Consider the following 25,603-nt stretch of genomic DNA (forward strand, 5'->3'; position numbering starts at 1 on the left):
TTAGTTGAAAGTTGTCGGTTCGTGTCATGCTTTCCCCAAAGATGACGCATAAAATCATCTTCTCGGCTTACACTATGGTTAAAAAATCTGTGAGAGGAGGCTAAAGATGCCAAATACGAATGAGCAAACACGCTTACACTTTTTATCAGGCGGTTTTGAGGAAAAGATTCGGATTCTGAACAAAGCATTTCAACAAAGCGCTGATTTTGAATACCGGGAATTGATGGTGAATGAAACGAAATCAGTGCTGTTTTTTATTAAAACTAGAGTCGATGAAAGCAAATTAAACGACTTCATTATCGGCAACTTGCTCGGTCCTCCTGGAGAGCAGAACTATACAAAATCTCTTAGTTCACTCGAAACAGGTGACTTGACGCTGATTGTCGACAGCATTATTGCCGGAAGTATTGCCTTCCTTGATGAAAAATCCGCACAGATCAAAATATTTGCTGTTGGGCAGCCGCCGCTGCGTTCCATTTCTGAACCTTCTTCTGAAAGTATTATTGCAGGCGCACATGATGGGTTTGTTGAGAGTTTAGATACCAATTTATATTTGCTGCGTTCACACTTAAATGATCGAAAACTTGCAATCCAGTATCATAAGGTCGGTACAAAATCTGAAACAAAGGTTGCAACGGTTTATATTTCTGATATTGCCAATCAAGAAAAGATAGATGAGGTTAACAAACGAATTTCTTCTATTAAAGTAGACACGCTGCTTAGCCCCGGTTCTATTGTAGAGGCGATTGAAGATGATTCGTATTCCATCTTCCCGCAGCTTATTGACACAGAACGACCTGACAAAGTGAGATCTGCCATTCTTGAAGGAAGAATTGTCGTCTTAATGGATGGCAGCCCAATGGCTATCATTTTGCCTATTACGTTCTTTAGCTTCTTTCAATCACCAGATGACTATAATAGCCGCTGGATTCCGGCTACATTTATTCGTATTCTTCGTTATATTGCCTGTATCATCGCTGTGATTTTGCCTTCTTTTTATATTGCAGTCATCGGCTTTCATTATGAGGTAGTCCCGGATGAATTAGCGATTACGATGAAAAATTCCATTATCGGCATTCCTTTTCCGCCGTTAATTGAAGCAATGCTGATGGAGATTACGATTGAGCTCATACGAGAAGCAGGGGTGCGACTGCCAAAGCCAATTGGTCAGACGATTGGGATTGTAGGCGGTTTGGTGATTGGAGACGCTGTGGTAAAAGCTGGACTCATTTCGAATGTCCTTGTCATTGTTGTTGCCGTGACAGCTGTTGCATCCTTTGTCCTCCCATCCTTTGAAATGACGTCCACCATTCGTATGCTTCGTTTCCCTCTCATGTTTATGGCATCGATGTTTGGGTTTATTGGCATTTCATTCGGCCTGTCGATCGTATTGATGAATTTATGCCGCCTCGAATCACTAGGTGTCCCGTACTTATCACCAGTGGCTCCATTTAACTGGCAGGACTTAAAAGATACTGTGATTCGATTACCGATGTGGATGTACAAAAAGCGCCCTGTTTACTTAAATCCAAAAAAGAAAGAGCAAATTGAAAATTTGAGAGGATGGAAAAATAAAGATGAAAAATAAAATATCTCCACCTCAAGCTGTCTTTTTTATCATTCAATCTCAAATTGGTGTCGGTATTCTAGCCCTGCCTCATTTGCTGATGAAAGACATGGGACACGATGGGTGGATGGCGATTATCTTAGCCTGTTTTTTCATTCAAATCATTAACACCATTTTTATTTACATCATTCAGAAGTATCCTGATATATCATTTTTCCAAGCCTTAATTGAAGTGTTCGGAAAATGGATCGGCCGGACTTTGGTGGCACTATATACGTTATACTTCGCCTCCGTCTGCATTGTTGTTTTATCCATTTTCACAAGAATTCTTGGCATTTGGGTACTGCCGCTCACACCAAATTGGGTCATTAATCTGTTACTGATGATCTCCATCATTTACATTGCAAAGGAGCAAATTACGGCCATTGTCAGGTTTAACTTCGTTTTGACGCCCTTTTTGCTCATGCTCTCTCTCTTAATGCTCTATTCATTAAAAGGAACCAATATCGACTACCTCATGCCTTTTTTCCAAGTGGATCTTTCTCAAGTTTCACTTGGATTAAAAGACGTCGTTCTATCTATGAATGGGTTCGAGATGATCCTCATTATCTCTCCATTGATGAAAGGAACCATTAAGGAACGATATAAAGTCATGACCATTGCCAATATATGCACGACGCTTTACTACCTATTTATTACATTGATTTGTTTTATGTTCTTCAGTCCGATTGAGCTCAATATCATTCCCAACCCAGTTCTTTATCTATTAAAAACCATTTCGTTCGGTGTGATTGAACGGACCGATTTAATTTTCCTTAGTTTCTGGGTATTTGTCATTTTAGCTACACTCAGTAATTACCTTTACTTTTGTGCGAAAGGCGTGGCAAGTATTCTTAAGAAAAAAGAACACAAAAAATATGTCTTATATTTTGCCATTTTGATTTATGCGGCTAGCTGTTATCTTGCAACTGATAATTTTAGAATACAGCGCTTTAATGACTTTACCACCATCGCTCAATATTCATTTATTTACACACTCCCAATCTTTATGGCCATTATCATCTTTATCAAACATCGCAAAGGGAAGGTGAAATCACATGCGTCATAAGTACATACTGACGTTGCTTATGTGTCTTTCTCTCATATTCATGCCTGGCTGCTGGGATCAAAATTTATTAAAGAACATCTCTCTTGTGTTAACCTCCGCGGTTGATCAAGGAGAGGATGACAATGCGAAGTACTCAATCACTTATCGAAAAGTGCAGCAGTCTCAAAGTATGGAGCAGGGAAATACCGGCAGCTTTTTAACCACTCTTCTCACAACGGAAGCACCTACTTTAAGAAAAGCAAGAACCAACTTCAGCCGGATAGTGGATCAAAAAATAGACATGTCGAAAATGCGGGTGATGCTGATCGGTGATGAATTTGCGCAAAAGCGTCTTCTGCCCTACTTAGATATGTTTTATCGTGATCCAAAAAGCCCTCTCCTTGCAAACCTTGCCGTTGTTCAAGGGGGAACCTGTGAAGAATTGATAAACGCGCTGCTCAAGGAGAAACTCATCGTGAGTGACTATTTAAATAACTTGATCACAACCGCATCCCGCTCCTCCCAAGTAGCACCTAAAAACATTCAAAGTATTCGATCTAAAATGCTCCAAACTGGAGAAGACTTCACACTGCCGTTGATTCATTTCGATCAATCGAAGAAATTAATCAGTGTAAAAGGGGTTGCTCTATTTGATAATGAGAAGAAGAAAGGCGAGTTGTACGGTCAAGATGCAATTCTGCTCACCGTCATGGACGGAAAAATGGGCAAATATGCCAACTTCACAAAAAAAGTGAGAAGCGACATGAAGTCAAAAGAAAACAATTACATCACCATCCAAGTCACTGATGTGAAGAGAGACATCGAGATTCTGAATCCTGATCATCGAAACTTAACATACTCACTCAAATTTGAATTTAATACTTCTGTCCTTGAGTACCCAAAAGATAATCTAGATACAGACAAAAAAATTGAAATGCTGAACAAAAGACTTTCAACCATCTTAACAAAAGAAGCAGAAAAAATTGTTGCTACATTACAAGAAGCAAATTCTGACGTCTTAAGCCTCGGCAGAAAATACAGAGTCAGACATTATGATGAGTATATGAAAATGAATTGGGTCACCGATTATCCAAAAGTGAAGATCATCCCAAAAATCAAAGTGAACATTACCCAAACGGGCATTATTAGTTAAGAAAAGGAAGACGCCCTCTTTCTTTTCTTTTTTTATTTTTTTAAGATTGTCTTTTTAATGCTTTCGTGATAATCTATCTATGTAAACGGTTACACATCAAAGAAGGGAGGCACTCCATTGGCTACAATTAAAGATGTTGCAAAAGCTGCTCAAGTGTCTGTTGCGACTGTTTCACGCGTGCTTAACGATACTGGATACGTCCATATTGATACGAAAACCCGTGTGACACAAGCGATGCAGGAGCTAAACTACTTCCCCAATGAAGTGGCACGATCCCTTTTTAAAAGAGAATCAAGATTAGTTGGTCTCATCTTACCTGATATCACAAACCCCTTCTTCCCTCAGCTGGCTAGAGGCGTTGAGGATGAGATTCATGCAAACGGTTTTCGCTTATTATTCGGAAACAGTGATGAAGATCGGGAGAAGGAAATGGCCTATTTACAAACCTTTAAGCAAAACCAGGTGGTCGGTGTCATCGCTGTCACAAACGAACCTGAATCGGATTTGTACAATGATGATGAACTGCCTGTTGTCTTCTTAGATCGTACCGTTCCAAATGCGCCTTCTGTGTTTGCAGATGCTACGGCAGGCGGGAAAATGGCTGCAATGGAATTAATCAAACGCGGCAGTCAGCAGATCACATTGCTAAAAGGGCCCGCTCATCTTCAAACGGCGCGGCAAAGATTCAAAGGCGCACTTGATGTTCTGACTGAAGAAGGTGCTCACTTTCATGTGATGTCTAACGCTTCTTTTTCTTTTCAGGAAGCCCGAAAAAGCGCCAAGGCTCTTTTCAAGCTGTACCCTGAAACAGATGGCATCATTGCCAGCAATGACATCGTCGCAGCAGCCGTCGTACACGAAGCACTTCGAATTGGAAAAGCCATTCCAGAAGACGTCCAAATCATTGGATTTGATGATATTCCGCAAAGCGAACTGCTCTTCCCTTCTTTATCAACGATCCGGCAGCCTGCCTATGATATGGGGAAAGAAGCCGCAAAGCTGATCATTAAAGCCATTCAAAAACAGCCTATAGATCAAGCAGTTATTCAAATGCCCGTCTCTTTTATTGAACGAGAGACCACAAGAAAGGTGGATTCACAATGAGTCAAATTGTTGTCGTAGGAAGTTGTTCCATGGATTTAGTTGTTACATCGAATAAACGTCCTAGTGCCGGAGAAACCGTCCTAGGCGAATCATTTAAAACGGTTCCTGGGGGAAAAGGAGCCAATCAAGCAGTAGCAAGCGCAAGGCTCGGTGCAGATGTATATATGATCGGCCGAGTTGGTGATGACGCGTATGGTCAGGACATTATGAGCAATTTGCAAGCACAAGGTGTTCGCACCACCTATATGAAACCGGTTACCGAAATGGAAAGCGGAACAGCTCATATCATTTTAGCTGAAGGAGATAACAGCATTGTTGTCGTCAAAGGAGCAAACAATGAGGTAACACCTCATTATGTAAAAGATGCTCTTTCTTCTATTGAAAATATCGGAATCGTCCTCATCCAGCAGGAAATTCCTGAAGAAACAGTCGAAGCCGTCTGCGCCATTTGCAGCGAAAAAGGGATTCCTGTCATCTTAAATCCCGCACCAGCTCGCAAAGTCTCTCAGCAAATATTAGATCAAGCTGCCTATATCACGCCAAACGAACACGAAGCAGCTCTTATGTTTGATGGACTCACCATAGCAGAAGCTTTGCGCCAATATCCAAACAAATTACTCATTACAGAAGGAAAAAATGGGGTTCGTTACTTTGATGGATCAAAAGAAGTGTTGGTACCGGGCTATCCTGTGAAAGCCGTCGACACTACAGGCGCTGGTGATACTTTTAACGGCGCTCTAGCTGTAGCACTGACAGAAGGAAAATCCCTATTCGACGCACTTGCCTTTGCCAACTTAGCCGCATCTATCTCAGTCACAAAATTTGGTGCCCAAGGCGGCATGCCAGCAAGAGAAGAATTGGAGAATAAGAAATGAAGAAAAATGGTATTTTAAATAGTCATATCGCCAAGGTGCTTGCTGATCTTGGTCATACAGATACGATTGTCATCGCAGACTGCGGCCTGCCCATTCCAGAAGGCCCGGTCAAGATCGACCTTGCATTATCCATCGGCACACCATCCTTTCAGGAGGTTACTTCCCTCCTTCTTGAGGAAATGGCCGTTGAACACATCACAATCGCCAGTGAAATCAAAGAAGCCAATGAGAGAGATCATTTATTTCTAAAGAAAGCGTTCTCACATCCGTTAGATGAAGTCGATCACGAGACGTTCAAAGACATGACCAAACAGGCAAAAGCAGTGATTCGTACGGGTGAAGCCACCCCATACGCAAACTGCATTCTTCATGCCGGTGTCATCTTTTAAAAGGAGGAGCCACTTATGAACATTGAAATGCATAACATCCATAAGGCCTTTGGAAAAAACACCGTTCTCGCCGGGGTCTCCTTTGACCTCGTCACAGGTGAAGTCCATGCACTTATGGGTGAAAACGGGGCAGGAAAATCAACGTTAATGAATCTGCTGACAGGACTCTATTCCTTGGATCAAGGAACGATTCAAATCGACGGAAAAGAAACCGCTTTCAATAATCCAAAAGAAGCCGAGCAGAACGGGATTGCCTTCATTCATCAGGAGCTGAATATATGGCCTGATATGACGGTACTCGAGAATTTATTTATCGGGAAAGAAATCTATACAAAACTTGGTCTCCTAGACACCAAAAAAATGAAAACACTCGCCCAAGCGCAGCTCGACCGATTGTCTGTCAACTTATCGCTCGATCAAGAGGCAGGAAGCTGTTCTGTCGGCCAAAAGCAGATGATTGAGATTGCGAAAGCGTTAATGACCGATGCAAAGGTCATTATTATGGATGAACCAACGGCCGCTCTCACAGACCGTGAGATTGAAAAGCTATTTCAGGTCATTGAATCACTCAAAAAAGAAGGCGTTTCCATCGTCTACATTTCTCACCGGATGGAAGAAATCTTCGCCATTTGTGACCGGATTACGATCATGCGTGACGGAAAAACGGTCGATACGAAAGCGATACCGGACACGAATTTCCATGAAGTCGTCAAAAAAATGGTCGGCCGCGAATTAACCGATCGTTACCCTGAACGCACACCTTCTACTGGTGATACCGTCCTAGAAGTGAAGCAAGCAACGAGGAAAGGCCGCTTTCAAGATGTCAGTTTTTCCGTCAAAGCTGGAGAAATTGTCGGTGTTGCAGGCTTAATGGGCGCTGGCCGGACGGAAATGATGCGGTCGCTCTTTGGACTCGATCCCCTGGATCAAGGAGAAATTTGGGTTCATGGGAAAAAGGCTGTTATTAAAAAACCAAGTGATGCGGTCAAGCTTGGCATCGGTTTTATTACGGAGGATCGCAAAGATGAAGGACTGATGCTGGATGCATCCATTCGGGAAAACATCGGGTTACCTAACTTAGATAGCTTCTCTCCAAAGGGGCTGATTGATAAGAAAAACGAACAGGATTTTGTTGACCTGCTTATCAAACGACTCACGATTAAAACCGCTTCATCTGAAATCTCTGCACGCAGCCTGTCCGGTGGAAATCAGCAAAAGGTCGTCATCGCCAAATGGATCGGCATTCAACCGAAGGTGCTGATTTTAGATGAACCGACAAGAGGTGTCGACGTCGGGGCGAAACGAGAAATTTATCAGCTCATGAACGAGCTGACAGATCGAGGTGTTGCCATTTTGATGGTCTCCTCTGAGCTCCCAGAAGTTCTTGGGATGAGCGATCGAGTGCTTGTCATCCATGAAGGAACCATCAGCGGAGAATTAAGTAAAACAGAAGCTACACAAGAACGAATTATGACACTAGCTACAGGAGGGAAGTAACATGAAACCACTTACTTCAAATGGACGATTTGATCACATCATGCAAAAGCTTGGGCCATTCTTAGGACTCATCATCCTTGTCGCCATTGTTTCTATCTTAAATCCGGCCTTTTTAGAACCATTAAACATTTTAAACTTACTCAGACAAATCTCCATTAACGCCCTCATTGCCTTTGGCATGACATTTGTTATTTTAACCGGAGGAATTGATTTGTCTGTCGGTGCCATTCTAGCGCTGTCTAGTGCTCTGACTGCCGGCTTTATTGTATCTGGTTTGGACCCAATTCTTGCCATCATCGTTGGATGTATCATCGGTGCCATCCTTGGAATGATCAACGGTCTTTTAATCACAAAAGGAAAAATGGCTCCTTTTATCGCAACACTTGCGACGATGACGATTTTCAGAGGATTGACGCTTGTTTATACAGACGGAAATCCAATTACAGGGCTTGGCTCTAACTATGCATTTCAGCTATTTGGCCGTGGATATTTCTTAGGCATTCCTGTTCCAGCGATCACCATGCTTCTCACCTTTATCGTACTTTGGGTCTTGCTTCATAAAACACCTTTTGGCAGAAGAACGTATGCCATTGGCGGAAATGAAAAAGCAGCCCTCATCTCAGGTATTAAAGTACCACGCGTCAAAATCATGATTTACTCATTAGCCGGCTTTATGTCTGCTTTAGCAGGTGCGATCTTAACATCTCGTCTCAACTCAGCCCAGCCAACAGCTGGTACGTCGTATGAACTTGATGCAATTGCTGCCGTTGTACTTGGCGGGACAAGCCTATCCGGTGGAAGAGGGCGAATTGTCGGCACACTCATCGGGGTACTCATTATTGGGGTCTTGAACAATGGTATGAACTTACTTGGTGTTTCATCATTCTATCAGTCTGTTGTGAAAGGGATTGTCATCTTGATTGCAGTCCTACTCGACAGAAAGAAATCTGCTTAAGGAGGCAGCTGCTATGAAAAAATATGTAATCCTGATCATGACTCTCTCATTATTCATGCTTTCTGCCTGCTCGCTCGAACCGCCAGAGTGGGCCAAATCAACAAAGGATGGCAAGAAAAAAGACATAAAAATCGGACTGTCGATCTCGACTTTAAATAACCCATTCTTCGTTTCTCTTAAAAACGGCGTGACAAAAGAAGCAAAAAAGCTTGGCATCGAAGTTGTCATTGCCGATGCACAAAATGATTCAGCGAAACAAACGAGTGATGTAGAAGATTTAATTCAACAAGGGGTTGATGCATTACTCATTAACCCAGCCGATTCCTCTGCCATATCAACGGCTGTCGAATCTGCGAATGCTTCAGACATACCGGTCATCACATTAGACCGTTCGGCAGAAAGCGGAAAGGTTGAAGCGCTCGTTGCTTCCGATAACATCAAAGGCGGCGAAATGGCAGCTAACTTTATTATCGACAAGGTTGGTAAAGATGCAAAAGTGGCTGAACTAGAAGGTGTACCAGGTGCTTCTGCGACACGTGAACGAGGAAAAGGTTTCCATCAAATAGCAGACAAAAAGTTAGATGTCACAGCAAAACAAGCCGCTGACTTCGACCGGACAAAAGGGCTCAACGTGATGGAAAACCTTCTTCAAGGAAACCCTGACATCAAAGCCGTTTTTGCCCACAATGATGAAATGGCGCTTGGCGCACTAGAGGCCATCCAAAGCTCTGGAAAAGACATTCTTGTCGTCGGTTTCGACGGTAACGAAGATGCACTCAACTCGATCAAAGCAGGAAAACTATCTGCAACAGTCGCGCAGCAGCCAGAGCTGATCGGTCAACTGGCAGTCGGCGCTGCGGACGATGTATTAAAAGGAAAAAAGGTAGAAAAAAATATCGCCGCTCCATTGAAACTAGAACAAAAGAAATAAACACTAAACCCCCGATAGCCTCGGGGGTTTTAGATTGTAGACAAAGGCTGAAATGAACTTTATTTTAGCACTTTGTTTTCTTTTCAGCGTAATAGAAAACCTTTGCAGTCTAGGAAGGACGAGGACCGGAGCAGAGCGAATTGACATTCGTGAGCACCTAAGCGCAGGACTGACAAAGAATGCGAGGGTTTGTCTACACGCTGGACCCCCGATAGCCTCGGGGTTATAGATGTTATTCCGGTCTCTTCAGTACAAATGGCGTACCTAAATGGGCATAATCATTCCCTGCTAGGCGCGCAACTGGCTTTAATTCATTCGTAAAAATATATCCTTTTTCCGCATCATAGACGGATTCATCTAAATGCGCACACACCACCCGGCCAATGATATGATCGACTGTGATCTCCCCTTCATCATTTTGAAAGGTCAGATGTTTTTCCAGCTGACATTCAAAGCGAATGCGTGCTTCCTTGATTCCTGGCACTGACACCACGCTGCTCTTCACTTGATGAAGACCGGTACGAGTCAGCTCACTCTCTTCCTCTGGCAAAGTAGCAGCTGTTTCATTAATATCTTCAATCATCGCTTCATCACTCACATGGACAACAAATTCTTCCCTGTCGATGATATGTTTTGCTGTATCTTTCATCTCTCCTTGACGACGTCCAATAGAAACAGCGATCAGCGGAGGATGACCGCTGATGACATTAAAGAAACTAAATGGTGCAGCATTGACGATTTCTTCTTTAGAAAGGCTTGTAATAAATGCAATGGGTCTTGGAACGACGGAACCAGATAATACTTTATATGCTTCTTTTCGTGACAACTGATCCATTTGTAATGTAATCACTTCAGACATGCCTCCTCTTGTATGTAACGACATCATACCATACCCCGTTCTCTCTTCCCTTATTCCGGCTCAGCACGATGGAGAATATGATGGACAAGATGAAACAATGCCGGATTATGATTTTCTCGTCTATAAGAAATGGTCCATTCCGCGAGTAGCTGCTCACCTTCAATTGACCGATACACCACATCTAAATTAAATAAACGCCGGGCCGATGTTGGAATGATAGCAATTCCGATTCCCGCTGTGACAAGACCAATGACCATTTGATATTCTGCTGCTTCCTGCACGATATTGGGTGAAAATCCGTACTTTTCACAAAGTAGGACAAAATGCTGATAAAGGGACGGCCATGATTCCTTTGATAAAGAAATAATCGGCTCATCACGAATATCTTCAATCGTGACCGCTTCTTTTTCCGCCAGCGGATGGTTTTTCGGAATCGCAAAAATACATTCACTTTGCTTCATTAAACGACTGACCAATTCTTCTTGCGGTGATGTAGGATGCAAAAAACCAATATCAATCTCACCATTCAAAAGCGCCTCAAGCTGCTGCGGGACAGAGAGCTGTTGCAGCTCAATACTGACAGAGGGGTACAGCTCTCTGAATTCACGGACAACTGGCGGCAGAATATCATATGTCGCTGTACCAACGAAACCGATGATAATCTTCCCAAGCTCCCCTCTTGCCGTATGCCGGGCATGATCAACGGCTTTATCAAGCTGATGCAGCACCCCCCGGACCTCATGTAAAAAAACCTTTCCAGCAGCTGTTAACTCCACCACCCGTTTAGACCGGTGAAACAAAGGAAATCCCAATTCTTCCTCAAACTGCTTAATTTGCTGACTAAGTGGAGGCTGTGTCATGTTCAATCGTGCGGCCGCTCTGCCGAAATGCAGCTCCTCCGCGACTGTGACAAAATACTGCAAATGTCTCAGTTCCATCCTTTCACTCCTCAAACACTTATTCGTGAAACATATTAAAACTACGTTAAACATATATTGGAAAATTTATTTTGTGAAATGTATAGTAAATCATATCATGAAAATATATTTTCATAAAAAATTTTACTTGCCGAAAGGAGTGCGGGGTAAATGAATTCTCAAACACAACCCCTAACAAAACGAGGAGCAGAGTTGATTGTCGATACGCTCATTGCCCAAGGTGTGACCCATGTTTTTGCGATTCCAGGTGCAAAAATTGATGCAGTATTTGATGTATTAAAAGACAGAGGTCCAGAGCTTGTGCTATGCAGACACGAACAAAATGCGGCATTCATGGCAGCAGCTGTCGGTCGTTTAACTGGCAAACCAGGCGTTTGTCTCGTCACATCAGGTCCTGGCGCATCCAATTTAGCGACAGGTCTATTAACAGCCAATACAGAAGGTGACCCTGTTGTTGCAATTGCTGGAAACGTCATCCGTGCGGATCGGCTCAAACGAACACATCAATCACTCGACAATGCGGCATTATTCAAACCAGTGACAAAATATAGCGTTGAAGTACAAGACGTAAACAATATACCAGAAGCATTAACAAATGCTTTTCGCGCGGCACAAAGAGGTCAAGCTGGAGCAGCATTTATCAGCTTTCCACAAGATGTCGTGACCGAACACACCACACAAACACCAGTGTCTGCTCACCCTTCTCCAGAACTAGGTCCTGCACCGGATGCTCTCATCAGTTCGGCCATCGCCAAAATTCAAAATGCGCACTTACCTGTTGCAATTGTGGGAATGAAAGCTAGCCGTCCAGCTGCGGCAAATGCGACAAGAACATTATTAAAAACACTTGGTATCCCATTTGTCGAAACGTACCAAGGAGCCGGTGTTCTCTCAAGAGAGCTTGAGCCTCAATATGTGGGCAGAATCGGTTTATTCCGTAATCAGCCAGGCGACCTTCTCATTGAGAAAGCGGATGTGATTTTAACTATTGGCTTTGATCCAATCGAATACGATCCGAAGCATTGGAATTTGAAACCGCAGCAGCGTCACATCATCCATGTAGATGACATGCAGGCAGATATTGACCATTTCTATGAACCGACGCTTGAGCTTGTGGGCAATATATCTGAAACGGTGCAACATCTAGCCCTCGACAGCGTTCCACTTTCATTATGCAAAAAGAACGTAGATCTCGTCACAGAATTACAAGAGCTGTTAAGTGATATCGAAAAAACACCAGAAAGAGAAAGTCATTTATCACACCCGCTGGATGTCATTCATACGTTGAGACGTATCATCCCAGATGACACGAAAGTGACATGTGATATCGGATCGCACGCCATTTGGATGTCTCGCCACTTCCGTGTTTATGAACCGAACACGTTCCTAGTGAGTAACGGAATGCAAACACTTGGCGTGGCATTACCATGGGCGATTGCAGCCTCCATATTAAATCCAGATGAAAAGATCATTTCAGTCTCAGGTGATGGCGGTTTTCTCTTCTCCGCCATGGAATTAGAAACAGCCGTGCGCATGAAAACAAATCTCGTTCATCTCGTTTGGAACGACAGCACATACGATATGGTGGCATTCCAGCAGGAAATGAAGTATGACCGTACGTCTTGTGTTGAGTTCGGTCAGATCGACTTAGTGAAATATGCAGAAAGCTTTGGAGCAACTGGATTACGTGTCAACTCACCTGAAGAGCTTTCAACTGTCCTTCAAAAGGGTATAAACATAGAAGGACCCGTTATTATTGATATTCCGATAGACTATCAAGACAACCCAGACCTCGCCAGTCAAAAATGGCCAGAAGTCTTTCGTGAAAAACACACAACGAACGTCAGATAAGACTTCGATACATTACGTTAAAGGAGTGAGCGGATATGGGTATGATGCACCCAATGAATCAACAAAACAACACAATATCGCAGGACAAAAAGCAAGAGGTCTATCAAGTATCAACCATGACCTCCTTGCTGGAAGCCGTATACGATGGAGATTTCTCCCTATCACATATTCCCGAGCATGGTGATTTTGGCATTGGCACATTCAATCAATTAGATGGGGAACTAATCGGCTTTGATGGCGCTTTTTATCGACTGCGCTCTGATGGAACAGCCACACCAGTAACCGATCAAGATTATTCACCATTCTGCTCTCTAGCATTTTTTGAAACGGACATCGTTCATCGAATTGATGCACCGATGACGTCCAAAGAGCTAGAGGAAGAAATCGACCGAATCTTACCGAGCAAGAATGTCTTTTATGCGATCCGCATCGATGGGTCATTCAAAAAGGTTCAAACCCGTACGGTTGAAAAACAGGAAAAACCTTACGTTCCGATGGTGGAAGCAGTCAAGTCACAGCCTATTTTCGATTTTGAAAATATTCGCGGGACGATCGCAGGCTTCCGTACACCACAGTACGCACATGGCATTGCGGTAAGCGGATATCATCTCCACTTTATTGATGATGATCGCAGCGTAGGCGGGCATGTATTTGATTACACTGTGGATCAAGTGACCATTCGAATTTCCCAAAAACGTCACATGAATTTACACCTTCCAAATACGCAGGAGTTCTTCCAAGCAGACATTGATCGTGCTGACCTTGCACAACAAATTGCCAGTGCGGAAAGCAGCCCAGAAAAATAAAATGAACACACCCCGGTGATACTGGGGTGTTTTTTCATGCAAAAAGATATGTTATCTTCTTTTATTATTTCATTTCGTTACTCAATTAAAAATCAAACATTCTATTCGTAATAAAATATGATAGAATATCAACAGAAGAAAGGTGGTTATACGGTGGCACATGAATATCGCATTCCAAACTTAACATTAGATGAAAGAGATAAACAAATTCTTTCCTTATTACACGAGGACGGGCGTATGTCCTATACAGATCTAGGGAAACAAGTCGGCCTTTCCCGTGTTGCTGTACAAGCCCGTATTCAGCAGCTCATTGAAGCAGGTGTCATTGAACGATTCACCGCTGTCATTAATCCAGCAAAGATCGGCATTCATGTCTCTGTCTTTTTTAACGTAGAGGTTGAGCCGAAATGTTTAGAAACAGTCGCCCTTCAGCTTGAGCAGGAAACAGCCGTCACAAGCCTTTATCATATGACAGGACCAAGCAAGCTGCATATGCATGGCATTTTTCAAAATGAACAGGAAATGGAGACGTTCCTGACAAAGAAGCTGTACCCACTTGAAGGCGTCGTCAGTGTTGACTGTCAAATGCTCATTAAACGATACAAAAGCCGAATGGGCATGAAATTGTAGATAGGAGTTGAACCACTTGCAATCATATCTTGAACTCATGATCGCCATGGTGCGAACCGGTATTCTGGGATTTGGCGGAGGACCTTCCGTGATCCCACTCATTCGCCATGAAGCGGTCGTCAAATACAAATGGATCAATGATGACGAGTTTGGAGAAACACTCGCCATCGCCAACGCATTACCCGGACCGATTGCTACGAAAATGTCGGCATACCTCGGCTATCGATTAAAAGGTGTATCTGGCGCCATTGTTGCAACAGCTTCACATATTTTACCGACATGTCTCGCTATGGTGGCACTTGTTACACTTGTCAGCGTCTTAAGCTCTTCAGTCATCATTCAAAATATGATCGGTGCTGTGACACCAGTGATTGCCGTTCTGTTAGGAATGATGGCATATGAATTTGGACAAAAAGCGTTGAAGGGCTTCGGCATGATCCTCGGAATCGCCCTATTCCTTTTGGCATTTGTCGGTCTTCAAGTACTCTCGATTCACCCAGGAATCATTGTCATCATCTTTTTATGTTATGGTGCCTTTCATTTCAAACTGAAAGATCGCTGGACTCGAACAAATAAAGAGAAAGGAGTGTCTTCGTGATGCTAATTCTCTTTTTATTCTGGGCATTCTTCTTATCCAATCTGTTAGGGTATGGCGGAGGACCTGCCTCCATTCCACTCAATTATGAAGAAATCGTCAATCATTTTCATTGGATGACGAACGAAGGGTTCTCCAATATGCTCGCATTAGCCAACGCACTTCCAGGTCCAATCGCTACGAAAATTGCGGCTTATGTAGGCTATGATGTCATGGGATGGCCAGGCTTTATCGTTGCACTGCTTGCGACGGTACTGCCGTCTGCGATCGGATTGATCTTACTGCTAAAACTCATTGATCGTTTTCGCCAATCTTCTGTCGTCAAAGGCATGACCCTATCTGTACAGCCTGTCATTGCCATGATGATGCTTTTATTAACATGGGAAATTGGCGGAGATGCCGTGAAAGCCATTGGCTGGACACAATCACTTGCCATTGCTGCCATTTCATTTTTCTTTATGACCAAATTCAAATTGCACCCTGCCTTTCTGATTGTGGCTGCATTTTTATATGGCGGATTCATTCTTCCTCATTAACGAAAAAAACCGATAATCTCACTGTTATCGGTTTTTTCATTTACATATAAATAGGAGAGACAGGCCTACGCCCAATAGAATGATACTCGACCCCAGCTACTTCTGCCGCTTCAAGCGTATGACAATTCCGGCCATCAAAAATGATCGGCTGCCTCATGAAATCTTTATAAGCTGAAAGTGGAAATGACTGAATATCCGCCCACTCAGTTAATATACAGACAGCATCAGCATCCTTGATCGCCTCTTCAATCGTTTGAGCAAAAAGGACTTGATCAGGCAGTTCTTGAGCTGCATTGCGAGCGGCAGCAGGATCATAGGCTACGATCTCCGCTCCTAATTGATGGAGCTGATGAGCGATCGGGATTGACGGCGCCTCTCTTATGTCATCTGTATTCGGCTTAAAGGAAAGGCCAAGGAGAGCCATTCTCTTCCCTTCCAAGTTTTCTCCCATCCGCTCCTTCACACTTCGAATAAAACTTGCTCGCTGCTCATTGTTGACTTTGATGACAGCCTTCAATAGCTCAAAATCATGGGACACATGCCCTGCAATTTGGACAAGGGCATTTGTATCCTTCGGAAAACAGGAACCTCCGTAACCAATGCCTGCCCTAAGAAACGAAGCACCAATCCGCTGATCGAGTCCCATCCCTTCTGCAACTCTCTCAACATCAGCTCCTGTTTTTCCACAAATCGAAGCAATTTCATTCATGAAGCTGATTTTTGTGGCAAGAAATGCATTTGATGCGTATTTGATCATCTCTGCGCTTTTCCGATCTGTTCTCACGAATGGAATGTGGAAATCCGCATACATAGACTCTAGCTGATCTAATCCGTTCTTTGTTTCGGCTCCAATCACCAGCCGATCCGCTCGCAACGTATCTGAGATGGCAGAGCCTTCTCGTAAAAATTCTGGATTCGATGCGATAGATAATGGCTCCTTACGACCTAACACGTGATGAATCAAATGATCAATTTGATCGCCCGTTCCGACAGGCACTGTACTTTTCACGACAAGCACTGCGCCTGGCTTTGCTTGTAAGCCCATCTCCTTTGCCGCTTGAAAGACATACTGCAAATCAGCTTGACCGTCTGCCTGCTGCGGGGTACCGACAGCAATCATTAACACGTCAGCCTGCGAATAGGCTGACGCTCCATTAATATGAAAACGAATGCGTCCTTGCTCCATATTCCGTTTGAGCAGTTCTTTTAATCCCGGCTCGTACATCGGAGGATTCCCTTGCTTCAGCTGCATGACCTTCCGCCGGTCAATATCCATACATGTCACATCATGTCCCGCCTCTGCTAAACACACCCCTGTGACAAGCCCTACATACCCACAGCCTGCAATCGCAACCTTCATGACACATCAGCTCCCCATACTCCTTATGCTTGTAATGTCATCGTATGCCGGGAATTTTCGTTCCATTCATAAAAGCATACAAAAACCCCCTGCTGAGAGAGCAGGGGGCTACTTTTATGAAACAAGGCCATTTCGAATATGAGCAATCAGATTTTCAAGCATTTCTTTTGTTGTGACATCATTGGAATTTTCACCAATATCATGAGCGTACATCAAAATCTTTAAAAACTCTTCTTGATTTAAACCCTTATTATCCATGTCTGTATCCTTTCGATTCCACTAATTTCATTATTATATGCTGTATGGTTGGTTTATGCAATACTCTAATACATCATTCGACAGCTTTTGAAATTTATGACCATTTTCATGAAAAACTTTTTTATAAATCATCATTGAGCTATAATAAAAGAATTGGAATCTTTTACTTGGTTAGGAGCGGGTCAAATGCTTCAGCACAACATCAACGAAGAAGAAATCAAACAAACAGCCGAACAGATCAAAGAACTTCTTCCTGCAACAGATGAAAACAAGCAACTCATCAAAAAAGCATTGATTACTTATAGACAGGACAGCGTATATCGGCTCAAGCAAGAGTCTGATACCGAATGGTCAGCTTATGTACATGATGTCGTGGCAGCAAGAGTTCACCTTCATGTGCTGTTTCCAGTGAGAAGCAGCTGCTCATGTCCAGCTGATGGACTATGTAAACACATCCTCGCTGTCTTCTTTTCGCTATACGCTCAAGTAGAGAGTGTGACCGGCTTTACAGAAAATTGGTCAGAGAAGGATGAATTACAGCGCAGCAAAGAACTCATTCGCCAGCACTTCCAAGTGAAGCGCCCAGATGAACAATCACTTCAGAGCTGGCTGAATTTTTTCCAGGAGGAATTTCACCTCTGGCTGAAACGGACACCGAAGCACCAGCAAACACCACAGCATTTGTATTACGGCTATTTATCGATCCTGAAAAAACACGCACCCACTTCACCTGAATTCAAGAGTTTGTATGCGATTCATACGTCCATCGATGTGTGGTTAAGGCTCCATGAGCTAATCGATCTCGGCCGTCTTGATGCCGAAAAAGACTTTTATTCGATGAATCCATATGTAGAACAGCTCATGAACACCATTTTTGATTCAGTGGATCATTTGAGGACATACGCCCTTTCCTTTTCCCTCGATCCGTTTCTTGAAAACACACCAACTGCCGTTCGGACACTTCTTCAAATCAGCGGACCTTTCCAGCATGAACGAGTTGCGGTCTTTATGGAAATGTGGGGAACTATATTAAATAGAGGGAAATGGGTCAAAAAAGAAACAGAACTACTCAAGAGCGCCCAACAGCAGGAGCAAACGGTTGAGCGCACCATTGGGCTGATGCATATGGATTATTTGCTAAAAGAAGACGAAAGACTCTTCCAGCAATTAAAATTGCTCAATGCAGATATGCTGCCGAATGTGCTCAATTGGCTAAAGGATCTCACAAACCGCAAGGACTGGAAGCGTCTCAAACTTTGGTATCAAGAGATCACATATGTATTAGAAGAATATTGCCAGCTTGACCTATCTTATAGAGAACTGCGTGGAGCCGTCAGCGATTTCTTCTTTTATTTAGACGCGTACTTTAAACAGACGAAAGATCATTTCTTGTATGAACGCTATCTCCAAATCTGTATGCCTTATGCATTTACTGAATATAGTCAGCTCTTATATGCACAAGAACGCTATGCAGAATGGATTGAAATACACAGCCTCGTTGGTTTCTCTATCAGTGAGTTGGAGAAAGAATTAATAAAACAGATTGCAAAGGAAGAGCCTGAAGCACTCATTCCTTCATACCACCGGGAAATCTCACTGCTTCTCGATCAAAAGAATCGAAGTGCTTACCGGGAATCTGTGAAAATGCTCAAGAAACTGCGTACGCTTTATCATAAAACGAAGAAAAACGCGGTGTGGGAAAGATATGTACAGCAGCTGCAAGATTCAACAAAACGGCTGCGTGCGTTCCAAGAGGAAATGAAGAAAGGAAAATTAATTGATGACACGCCATAAACAAATTGTCATTCATGCAGAACAAACCGAAGATTTCTCTTTCACCATTTCAGCGCAAGCAGAGGACGGACAGCCTGTACCGCTAAATGAAATGAAGAGGCAGCTTTTCCAATGGCACGAATCATCTTTTTACGGAACATTCTTAGAAGATGTGAGCTTTATTGGCACACCTGCCTTCCTGTTAAGTCCTTGGATGACCGTTGAATTGTTAGGGAAAAATTCATTTAATACTTTCAGCCATGTGACGTTAACGGATGAAACAGAGCCGCTTATGAAAACAGCCTCAACCATTTACGAATTCATCGAGGATGAAGATTTTGTCCCAGATTTCGAGGCTTGGACAAAAGGCATGCTTCGCTTTAAAGACAAAGAAGGCCTGTTAGATGGCTACACAGCTGATTGGTTCTCCTTTGCCGTACAGGATTACATTCAATATGATGATGCCTTGCAGCACAAATGGAACCGAATGACTGCACAATCGCCTGCTCTTTCCTCCTTCCAAGGTCATTTTTTAGATGAACAGGATTTCTTGGAAACGATCGGCTGGATTGATGATGAGACGCCTTTCACTGTCGGCTTGCGTTTAAATGAGCCTGATTTCGACGGAGATGATTGGAAAATTGAATTGTTTTTGCGTGATAAGAAAAACAGTGATCTGCATTTCTTTGAAGGCATCCGTTCTTTAAAAAAATCATGGCGTCCGTTTCAAGAAAAAATCACCAGAGAGCTAGAGCGGTTCGGTCAGATTGTCCCTTGGCTCTCATTTACATCTGGTACCACCCTCATGTCAGAAGAAGAAGCGTGGCTCTTCCTATCTGAAGCGAGTGAAACACTTGTGAACATGGGGATTGAGATCCTGCTTCCATCATGGTGGCAAATCGTCAAAGAAAGCACCATGATGCTAAAAGCACGGATTTCCTCCACACCACGAGGCGAATCGCACGTTGGAATGGATGCCCTTATGGACTTTAATTGGCGCTTTGCCACAAATGGGATTGAGCTGACAGAAGATGAGTTCAACGAGCTTGTTCAAAGTAAACGTCGTCTTGTCAATATTCGTGGACAATGGATTAAAATTGATCCGACCTTTATCCAGCAAATGAAGAAATGGATGGAGCGCGCTGAGAACGAAGGACTTCATATGTCGGATATTTTATCACGTGAACTCGCAGACCAAGAAGCCTCTTCTGAGTCGATTCCTGAGCTGCTAGACAGTTCAGCCTTTGCCCATATTCAATTTGAACTTTCGTCTCAATTACGAGGGCTTGTTCATCAGTTAAATGATACACAAGAACTGCCATCCTATGAGATGAGTGAGTCCTTTAAGGGCACACTGCGCCCGTATCAGCAACACGGTGTCAACTGGCTTCTGTTCTTAAGGTCTCATGGATTCGGGGCTTGTTTAGCAGATGATATGGGGCTTGGAAAAACGATTCAAATGATCGCTTATTTCACCTATTTGAAGGAGCATCAACAAGACGCTGCTCCATCTCTCATCATTGCACCGACTTCCGTATTAGGGAACTGGCAAAGAGAGCTTGAAACATTCGCACCACATTTGAATGTCGCTCTGCATTATGGACCGTCACGTCCACAAGGTGAGAACTTTACAAAAGCGTACGAATCAACAGATATCGTCCTCACTTCGTATGGTCTCTCACATTCTGACCGTGATGAATTAACAGCAGCCAAATGGAATACCATTTGCTTAGACGAAGCCCAGAACATTAAAAATGCCCATACGAAACAATCGAGAGCCATTAGGCAATTAAAAGGACAGCACCACATTGCCCTCAGCGGGACACCGATGGAGAACCGCTTGACAGAGCTTTGGTCTATTTTCGACTTCGTGAACAAAGGATATCTCGGCAGCCTGACCAGTTTTCATAAAAAGTTCGTCCTTCCGATTGAAAAAGACCGTGAAGAAAAAAGAATCCAACAGCTGCAGCAGCTGATCAAGCCATTCTTATTAAGACGAACAAAACAAGATGAAGAAGTCGCACTCAATCTGCCAGAGAAACTAGAAGAAAAAGAATTCATCCCGTTATCTGCAGAGCAGGCATCTTTATATGAACAGCTGGTCAAAGATACATTCGAACATATGGCCTCATTAACAGGGATGCAGCGGAAAGCCATCATTTTAAGTATGCTTGGCAGACTCAAACAAATTTGCGATCATCCTGCTCTTTATTTAAAAGAGAGCGGGACAGATGTGAAATTGTTGAAACGTTCATTAAAAATGGATAAATTAGCAGAGCTGTTAAAAGCCATACACGAACAAGGAGAAAGCTGTCTCATTTTTACGCAGTATATTGAAATGGGCAACATGATCAAACAGCTGGCTGAAAAGATGTTTGGAGAACCAGTTCAATTTTTAAATGGGAGCTTATCAAAACATGATCGGGACAAAATGGTGGAACGCTTCCAGAAAAAAGAGTTCAACATCTTAATTCTTTCTTTAAAAGCAGGAGGAACCGGACTAAACTTAACCGCCGCCAATCATGTCATTCACTACGATAGATGGTGGAATCCTGCTGTAGAAAACCAAGCAACAGACCGTGCTTACCGCATCGGGCAAAAGCGGTTTGTTCACGTCCATAAGATGATCACAACCGGCACGATAGAGGAAAAAATTGATCAAATGCTCGAAACAAAACAAACGTTAAATGATCAAATTATCCAAAGTGAAAGCTGGATTACAGAGCTGTCAACGAACGAACTAGAAGATTTATTCACGTTAAGTGCAGCCGCTCAATCATCTTAATGACAGCAAAAAGAGGACTTTTCTCAGGGCGTGATGAAAAGTCCTCTTTTTTTAATCTCATCTAAAGGAATGCTTAAATTTGCAGCTTTTTCAATGCAGATTTCACATTCATATACGTGTTCAACTCACGGAAGTCCTCTCTCATTTCTCCCATTTTCATCGCAAGATTTGGTTTAATACCTGTCACGATCAGTTCTGTGCCAGTCATTAAAATCAAATCATTTAGCTTAAAGATCGCATCCGCCACAAATGAATCCACCTCTAATAAACCAGACAGATCCACAATGAAGTAATCGTCTTTGGATTGAGAGATATAAGTGGAAACCGTTGAGATGATTTTATCAAATCTTGGCGCTGTTAACGTACCTATGATGGGCAGGACAGAAATACCATCCTTCACCGGAACAATCGGGACAGAAATATTCAATACTTCATCAATGGATTGCTCAAGAAGCTCTTGCTGTTCCTTCTCTTTCGTAACATCCTTTTGCAGACCAACGAAATAAAGGCGTTTCCCTTCATTTTCATCAATCCATAGAGGCGCCACACTTAACTCGTTCCAAAACATTTGACCAGATTTTTTATAGTTTTTCAACTGAACAGTGACAGCCTCTTTGTTTTCAATGGCTGTCCTAATTTGTTTGAGAGCAATCTGTTCAGTTTCATCTCCTTGAAGGAAACGACAGTTCTTTCCTAATACTTCGGTTTCTTGATAGCCTGTCATATCTAAAAAGCCCTTGTTCACATATATTAAAGGATTATCAGGTAAAGACGGGTCCGTCACCGTCAGGCCAACCTGAGTATAGTCTAAGGCTTCCTTGATTAAATGCAGATTGTCGGACTTATAAGATTCCAGCGCCATTCGTTTACTCTCCTTAACTTCCTTACAAGCGGGTTATATTCATAATTAAATTATATGATGTTCCATAGCAGGTGTAAATAGAAGTAGTTCTGAATTCCTCTTTTGTAGAATGCGCTTCACCCTATGTCATTTATACAAATACATGCGATTCAATTATTTCAAAAGATGTTGAATCATATGTGCCACACCATGTTCATCATTTGTTAACGTGACGTGATCAGCTAATTCTTTTATATCCTTTCTCGCATTCCCCATTGCAATTCCAACCCCAGCTGCCCGAATCATCGATTCATCATTTAAACTGTCTCCTACAGCCGCTGTTCGGCTTAATGGAATACCGAGCTTTTCTGCCAGCCTGGTTAACGCCTGCCCTTTCGACGCTTCCTTTGCTCCAATTTCAAAGTTATGATCAGCCGAACTAACCAATGTTAATTCAGAATCATGTCCAAACGCCTCCCATCCGGCTTTCAATCTGTCTTGAAAAAATGAGAAACCTAAGATGTTATAAAACGAAAGATTCTGATCCTCACGAAACAATTCTTGATATGTATCAATATAAGCAAAACCTGACTGGCTGTATTGAACTTCAGCCGCTTGCTCAAGAACACGCTGATCCGTTTCTGGATTTGCACTCTTTAAGCGGTCCATTTCTATCGCCAGAAGCTCCCTGCCGCGGTTTGGTGTGTAAATGGCTTCATTCGTAAACACTTCATAGTAATAATCACGCTCTTCAAGCCATGATAAGATGTGTTTTGCTTTTTCTTCTTCTAGAACAGCCGAATGATATACTTGACCTTCTGGATCATGAATCACAGCTCCATTTGCACTAATGACCCACGTATTCATCCCAAGCTGATCAAAAATAGATTTCACATCAAAATACGCTCTGCCTGTTGAAACGACAACCTCAATCCCACTCGCTGCTGCTTCCTTTAACGCCTGCTCGTTTTCCTGACTCACTTTGTGCTCACTGTTCAATAAAGTTCCGTCTAAATCCGTTGCGATTAATTGAATGTTTGTCATCGGTCTCTCCTTTTTTGCCTTCATTTTCAGTTGACCTTCCGTTTATCAAATCCATCATCATTATGAAATGAGTATCCACTATTTGCAAGGGATGATCGGCTTATCAATGAATATAAGAGTACCCGGTCACGCTACATGACCGGATACGCATAAGGGGATTCACAGGGGACACATGACTGATACAAATAAACCTTGGTTCTACTATTACGCAGTGAATATGTGTACAAGGCAAAGTCTATCAGCTATAGCTAGAGGGGGGCCGCGAGATGCTAGACCTTTGCCTTTTGCCTCCTTTCCTTTCAGCTAACCCTAGTCTACTGAGAAATAGCACAAGAGACAAAAAACGAAAATGACAAAATCGTTCTTCAAATTCTTTATTTTCTCAATCATTTTTACTTTTTACCGCTTGCGTATAAAACATCATCTTATTTTGTTTGACGAAATACTTATTTTTCATAAATTGATAAAAAACATCTGAATGAATCCAATTACTAGAAGGCATGTGAATATAGTCAGACCCGTCCCACGCAAACCAATAAAAACAAAGCCTTCCATCATGAATTGACAACTGAAATTCAAAACAGTCCATTTGATCGTCTGTCACGTATTGAAAAGTGAGGGACTCCCCTTCTTCCATATACACATCACAAAATGAGAGAATATCTCCCCATGTATAGACCCTCACATTGCTTTCCTTTTCCTCACCAATATGTATGTTTCGAAGTTGATAGGACTCCATAAAACATCTCCTTTCACTTATATGCAGCTAGTTCTGAGTAGGCAGCGGTTTCATTTATACAGATGTTGTATGCTATAATGATACTTACGAATAATGAACGCTTGTGAGGTGATAAATATGAAAACCTTTAGGCTGATTGATTTAAAAATCGAACTTGATCCAAAGCAAGATAAAATGTCCAGCATTCCCCTTCGTGACGGCTTAATCATTAATAAAGAAGATGGCGAAAATCACTGGATGATCGAGGCACTGATTCCAAAGAAGCATAGACAAGTGTTTGAGGTGCTCTTCCAGCAGCATACAGAAGTAAAGATTCTCGTGACGATTACAAAAGAAAACAACCGCCCTGTTCATCTATCGGTCCAAGTCAAAAACATCGTTGCCTTAGAAGAAAACATATCTGTATTACTCGACGGTAAAATGATCACAAATCGTTACAGAACAGAAACCGAAGAAGTATTAAAAGACCTCGTCAAAGAGGGGCTATCAGGAGAAAAACTGCTGGATGCTTTTAAACAGAACACATAAAAAAGAGCGGGATGAGCCGCTCTTTTTCTATTGCACATCTTTCGATTGGCTTTGATTTTTCAAAAGATCTCTAATTTCGGTTAACAACACTTCCGTTTGATCTGGCGTTTCAACCACTTCTTCTTCCTCTACCTTTTTCCGTTTTAATTTATTTAAATAACGAATAAAGATAAAAATGGAAAAGGAGATAATCAAGAAATCGACCACTGTTTGAATGAAACTTCCATACAAAATTTGAGCAGAACCGATTTTAATAGACAATCCACTAAAATCATGCCCCCCGACAATAATACCAACAAGCGGCATAATTAAATCATTCACAAGAGAAGTGACAATTTTGCCAAATGCTCCCCCGATGATGACACCGACAGCCAGGTCAATCACATTCCCCTTGACGGCAAACTCTCTAAATTCTTTCAGCATTGTTTATCACCTTCATCTTTTTTTGTCTAATATGACGTTTTTTTGTCAAAAAAGCAAGTCCTCATCCGATCTGGATGAA

The 25,603-nt window shown here is 42.6% G+C and carries 25 protein-coding genes; 17 read left to right on the top strand and 8 right to left on the bottom strand.

The window, feature by feature from the left end:
* The first annotated feature begins 106 nt into the window (after positions 1 to 106).
* The 9 genes from NSQ11_RS16815 (at position 107) to rbsB (ending at position 9,558) form a co-directional block, all read left to right on the top strand.
* Positions 107 to 1,588: a spore germination protein gene (locus tag NSQ11_RS16815; protein ID WP_046526701.1), complete on the top strand. Its 1,482-nt coding sequence runs from the start codon at positions 107 to 109 to the stop codon at positions 1,586 to 1,588.
* The gene (locus tag NSQ11_RS16820; protein ID WP_046526702.1) at positions 1,578 to 2,675 is read left to right on the top strand and encodes a GerAB/ArcD/ProY family transporter; all 1,098 of its coding nucleotides are present in this window, start codon (positions 1,578 to 1,580) and stop codon (positions 2,673 to 2,675) included. The genes NSQ11_RS16815 and NSQ11_RS16820 overlap by 11 nt, the downstream gene beginning before the upstream one ends.
* On the top strand, positions 2,665 to 3,807 hold the full coding sequence (locus NSQ11_RS16825) for a Ger(x)C family spore germination protein (RefSeq protein ID WP_046526703.1): 1,143 nt from the start codon (positions 2,665 to 2,667) through the stop codon (positions 3,805 to 3,807). Before NSQ11_RS16820 ends, NSQ11_RS16825 begins: the two co-directional genes overlap by 11 nt.
* A 117-nt stretch (positions 3,808 to 3,924) precedes the next feature.
* The gene (locus tag NSQ11_RS16830; protein ID WP_025208104.1) at positions 3,925 to 4,911 is read left to right on the top strand and encodes a LacI family DNA-binding transcriptional regulator; all 987 of its coding nucleotides are present in this window, start codon (positions 3,925 to 3,927) and stop codon (positions 4,909 to 4,911) included.
* Positions 4,908 to 5,786: a ribokinase gene (rbsK, locus tag NSQ11_RS16835; RefSeq protein WP_025208105.1), complete on the top strand. Its 879-nt coding sequence runs from the start codon at positions 4,908 to 4,910 to the stop codon at positions 5,784 to 5,786. The genes NSQ11_RS16830 and rbsK overlap by 4 nt, the downstream gene beginning before the upstream one ends.
* Complete coding sequence (gene rbsD, locus NSQ11_RS16840; RefSeq protein WP_017360008.1) at positions 5,783 to 6,175, top strand: D-ribose pyranase; 393 nt, start codon at positions 5,783 to 5,785, stop codon at positions 6,173 to 6,175. The genes rbsK and rbsD overlap by 4 nt, the downstream gene beginning before the upstream one ends.
* 15 nt (positions 6,176 to 6,190) lie before the next feature.
* Positions 6,191 to 7,672, top strand: a complete 1,482-nt coding sequence (locus NSQ11_RS16845; protein WP_191218997.1) for a sugar ABC transporter ATP-binding protein — start codon at positions 6,191 to 6,193, stop codon at positions 7,670 to 7,672.
* A gap of 1 nt (position 7,673) precedes the next feature.
* A complete protein-coding gene (rbsC, locus tag NSQ11_RS16850) occupies positions 7,674 to 8,627 on the top strand; it encodes a ribose ABC transporter permease RbsC (protein WP_008343271.1) in 954 nt (317 codons plus the stop codon).
* Between the two features lie 13 nt (positions 8,628 to 8,640).
* A complete protein-coding gene (gene rbsB, locus NSQ11_RS16855) occupies positions 8,641 to 9,558 on the top strand; it encodes a ribose ABC transporter substrate-binding protein RbsB (RefSeq protein ID WP_079920191.1) in 918 nt (305 codons plus the stop codon).
* A gap of 232 nt (positions 9,559 to 9,790) precedes the next feature.
* On the opposite strand, the gene NSQ11_RS16860 is transcribed toward rbsB, so the two are convergent.
* Both NSQ11_RS16860 and alsR read right to left on the bottom strand, forming a co-directional pair.
* The gene (locus NSQ11_RS16860; protein WP_026050161.1) at positions 9,791 to 10,408 is read right to left on the bottom strand and encodes a flavin reductase family protein; all 618 of its coding nucleotides are present in this window, start codon (positions 10,406 to 10,408) and stop codon (positions 9,791 to 9,793) included.
* Positions 10,409 to 10,467: 59 nt separating this feature from the next.
* Positions 10,468 to 11,355 (bottom strand): acetoin biosynthesis transcriptional regulator AlsR, encoded by an 888-nt coding sequence (gene alsR, locus NSQ11_RS16865; protein ID WP_008343276.1) that lies wholly within the window; start codon positions 11,353 to 11,355, stop codon positions 10,468 to 10,470.
* 150 nt (positions 11,356 to 11,505) lie between these two features.
* Between alsR and alsS the strand changes: the two genes are divergently transcribed.
* The 5 genes from alsS (at position 11,506) to NSQ11_RS16890 (ending at position 15,773) form a co-directional block, all read left to right on the top strand.
* On the top strand, positions 11,506 to 13,206 hold the full coding sequence (gene alsS, locus NSQ11_RS16870; RefSeq protein ID WP_342501176.1) for an acetolactate synthase AlsS: 1,701 nt from the start codon (positions 11,506 to 11,508) through the stop codon (positions 13,204 to 13,206).
* A 53-nt stretch (positions 13,207 to 13,259) separates the two neighbouring features.
* Entirely contained in the window at positions 13,260 to 14,012 is a 753-nt protein-coding gene (gene budA, locus NSQ11_RS16875; protein ID WP_342501364.1) for an acetolactate decarboxylase, read from the top strand.
* Between the two features lie 153 nt (positions 14,013 to 14,165).
* A complete protein-coding gene (locus NSQ11_RS16880) occupies positions 14,166 to 14,642 on the top strand; it encodes an Lrp/AsnC family transcriptional regulator (RefSeq protein ID WP_017360010.1) in 477 nt (158 codons plus the stop codon).
* Positions 14,643 to 14,679: 37 nt separating this feature from the next.
* A complete protein-coding gene (locus tag NSQ11_RS16885) occupies positions 14,680 to 15,240 on the top strand; it encodes a chromate transporter (RefSeq protein WP_176544681.1) in 561 nt (186 codons plus the stop codon).
* Positions 15,240 to 15,773, top strand: a complete 534-nt coding sequence (locus NSQ11_RS16890; RefSeq protein ID WP_007497548.1) for a chromate transporter — start codon at positions 15,240 to 15,242, stop codon at positions 15,771 to 15,773. Before NSQ11_RS16885 ends, NSQ11_RS16890 begins: the two co-directional genes overlap by 1 nt.
* 40 nt (positions 15,774 to 15,813) lie before the next feature.
* On the opposite strand, the gene NSQ11_RS16895 is transcribed toward NSQ11_RS16890, so the two are convergent.
* Entirely contained in the window at positions 15,814 to 17,133 is a 1,320-nt protein-coding gene (locus NSQ11_RS16895; protein WP_165379175.1) for a UDP-glucose/GDP-mannose dehydrogenase family protein, read from the bottom strand.
* Positions 17,134 to 17,247: 114 nt separating this feature from the next.
* Positions 17,248 to 17,391 carry a hypothetical protein gene (locus NSQ11_RS16900; protein ID WP_003214884.1) on the bottom strand — a complete coding sequence of 48 codons (144 nt, stop codon included), beginning with the start codon at positions 17,389 to 17,391 and terminating at the stop codon, positions 17,248 to 17,250.
* 186 nt (positions 17,392 to 17,577) lie between these two features.
* Between NSQ11_RS16900 and NSQ11_RS16905 the strand changes: the two genes are divergently transcribed.
* The gene (locus NSQ11_RS16905) at positions 17,578 to 19,185 is read left to right on the top strand and encodes an SWIM zinc finger family protein (protein ID WP_008343292.1); all 1,608 of its coding nucleotides are present in this window, start codon (positions 17,578 to 17,580) and stop codon (positions 19,183 to 19,185) included.
* Positions 19,172 to 21,949, top strand: coding sequence for a DEAD/DEAH box helicase (locus NSQ11_RS16910; protein ID WP_017360014.1), 2,778 nt, complete (start codon positions 19,172 to 19,174; stop codon positions 21,947 to 21,949). The genes NSQ11_RS16905 and NSQ11_RS16910 overlap by 14 nt, the downstream gene beginning before the upstream one ends.
* Positions 21,950 to 22,022: 73 nt before the next feature.
* Here the strand turns inward: NSQ11_RS16910 and NSQ11_RS16915 are convergent, their stop codons facing one another.
* The 3 genes from NSQ11_RS16915 to NSQ11_RS16925 all read right to left on the bottom strand — a co-directional run bounded on the left by NSQ11_RS16915 (position 22,023) and on the right by NSQ11_RS16925 (position 24,573).
* A complete protein-coding gene (locus NSQ11_RS16915; RefSeq protein ID WP_019743575.1) occupies positions 22,023 to 22,811 on the bottom strand; it encodes an STAS domain-containing protein in 789 nt (262 codons plus the stop codon).
* Between the two features lie 153 nt (positions 22,812 to 22,964).
* Complete coding sequence (locus NSQ11_RS16920) at positions 22,965 to 23,825, bottom strand: Cof-type HAD-IIB family hydrolase (protein ID WP_029575441.1); 861 nt, start codon at positions 23,823 to 23,825, stop codon at positions 22,965 to 22,967.
* Positions 23,826 to 24,216: 391 nt separating this feature from the next.
* Positions 24,217 to 24,573 carry a hypothetical protein gene (locus NSQ11_RS16925; RefSeq protein WP_008343305.1) on the bottom strand — a complete coding sequence of 119 codons (357 nt, stop codon included), beginning with the start codon at positions 24,571 to 24,573 and terminating at the stop codon, positions 24,217 to 24,219.
* A gap of 117 nt (positions 24,574 to 24,690) precedes the next feature.
* Between NSQ11_RS16925 and NSQ11_RS16930 the strand changes: the two genes are divergently transcribed.
* Positions 24,691 to 25,101 (top strand): YwpF-like family protein, encoded by a 411-nt coding sequence (locus NSQ11_RS16930; RefSeq protein ID WP_003215215.1) that lies wholly within the window; start codon positions 24,691 to 24,693, stop codon positions 25,099 to 25,101.
* Between the two features lie 27 nt (positions 25,102 to 25,128).
* On the opposite strand, the gene mscL is transcribed toward NSQ11_RS16930, so the two are convergent.
* Positions 25,129 to 25,524 carry a large conductance mechanosensitive channel protein MscL gene (gene mscL / locus NSQ11_RS16935; protein ID WP_007497563.1) on the bottom strand — a complete coding sequence of 132 codons (396 nt, stop codon included), beginning with the start codon at positions 25,522 to 25,524 and terminating at the stop codon, positions 25,129 to 25,131.
* Positions 25,525 to 25,603 lie beyond the last annotated feature (79 nt).

The sequence above is a fragment of the Bacillus sp. FSL W7-1582 genome (assembly GCF_038593325.1).
Classification (GTDB): domain Bacteria; phylum Bacillota; class Bacilli; order Bacillales; family Bacillaceae; genus Bacillus; species Bacillus altitudinis.

Bases quoted from the DNA above. Each gene is read 5' to 3' on its own strand.
- NSQ11_RS16815 (WP_046526701.1), top strand. From the start codon at position 107: ATGCCAAATACGAATGAGCAAACACGCTTACACTTTTTATCAGGCGGT.
- NSQ11_RS16820 (WP_046526702.1), top strand. From the start codon at position 1,578: ATGAAAAATAAAATATCTCCACCTCAAGCTGTCTTTTTTATCATTCAA.
- NSQ11_RS16825 (WP_046526703.1), top strand. From the start codon at position 2,665: ATGCGTCATAAGTACATACTGACGTTGCTTATGTGTCTTTCTCTCATA.
- rbsK (WP_025208105.1), top strand. From the start codon at position 4,908: ATGAGTCAAATTGTTGTCGTAGGAAGTTGTTCCATGGATTTAGTTGTT.
- rbsD (WP_017360008.1), top strand. From the start codon at position 5,783: ATGAAGAAAAATGGTATTTTAAATAGTCATATCGCCAAGGTGCTTGCT.
- NSQ11_RS16845 (WP_191218997.1), top strand. From the start codon at position 6,191: ATGAACATTGAAATGCATAACATCCATAAGGCCTTTGGAAAAAACACC.
- rbsC (WP_008343271.1), top strand. From the start codon at position 7,674: ATGAAACCACTTACTTCAAATGGACGATTTGATCACATCATGCAAAAG.
- rbsB (WP_079920191.1), top strand. From the start codon at position 8,641: ATGAAAAAATATGTAATCCTGATCATGACTCTCTCATTATTCATGCTT.
- alsR (WP_008343276.1), bottom strand. From the start codon at position 11,355: ATGGAACTGAGACATTTGCAGTATTTTGTCACAGTCGCGGAGGAGCTG.
- alsS (WP_342501176.1), top strand. From the start codon at position 11,506: ATGAATTCTCAAACACAACCCCTAACAAAACGAGGAGCAGAGTTGATT.
- budA (WP_342501364.1), top strand. From the start codon at position 13,260: ATGAATCAACAAAACAACACAATATCGCAGGACAAAAAGCAAGAGGTC.
- NSQ11_RS16885 (WP_176544681.1), top strand. From the start codon at position 14,680: ATGATCGCCATGGTGCGAACCGGTATTCTGGGATTTGGCGGAGGACCT.
- NSQ11_RS16890 (WP_007497548.1), top strand. From the start codon at position 15,240: ATGCTAATTCTCTTTTTATTCTGGGCATTCTTCTTATCCAATCTGTTA.
- NSQ11_RS16895 (WP_165379175.1), bottom strand. From the start codon at position 17,133: ATGAAGGTTGCGATTGCAGGCTGTGGGTATGTAGGGCTTGTCACAGGG.
- NSQ11_RS16900 (WP_003214884.1), bottom strand. From the start codon at position 17,391: ATGGATAATAAGGGTTTAAATCAAGAAGAGTTTTTAAAGATTTTGATG.
- NSQ11_RS16905 (WP_008343292.1), top strand. From the start codon at position 17,578: ATGCTTCAGCACAACATCAACGAAGAAGAAATCAAACAAACAGCCGAA.
- NSQ11_RS16910 (WP_017360014.1), top strand. From the start codon at position 19,172: ATGACACGCCATAAACAAATTGTCATTCATGCAGAACAAACCGAAGAT.
- NSQ11_RS16915 (WP_019743575.1), bottom strand. From the start codon at position 22,811: ATGGCGCTGGAATCTTATAAGTCCGACAATCTGCATTTAATCAAGGAA.
- NSQ11_RS16925 (WP_008343305.1), bottom strand. From the start codon at position 24,573: ATGGAGTCCTATCAACTTCGAAACATACATATTGGTGAGGAAAAGGAA.
- NSQ11_RS16930 (WP_003215215.1), top strand. From the start codon at position 24,691: ATGAAAACCTTTAGGCTGATTGATTTAAAAATCGAACTTGATCCAAAG.
- mscL (WP_007497563.1), bottom strand. From the start codon at position 25,524: ATGCTGAAAGAATTTAGAGAGTTTGCCGTCAAGGGGAATGTGATTGAC.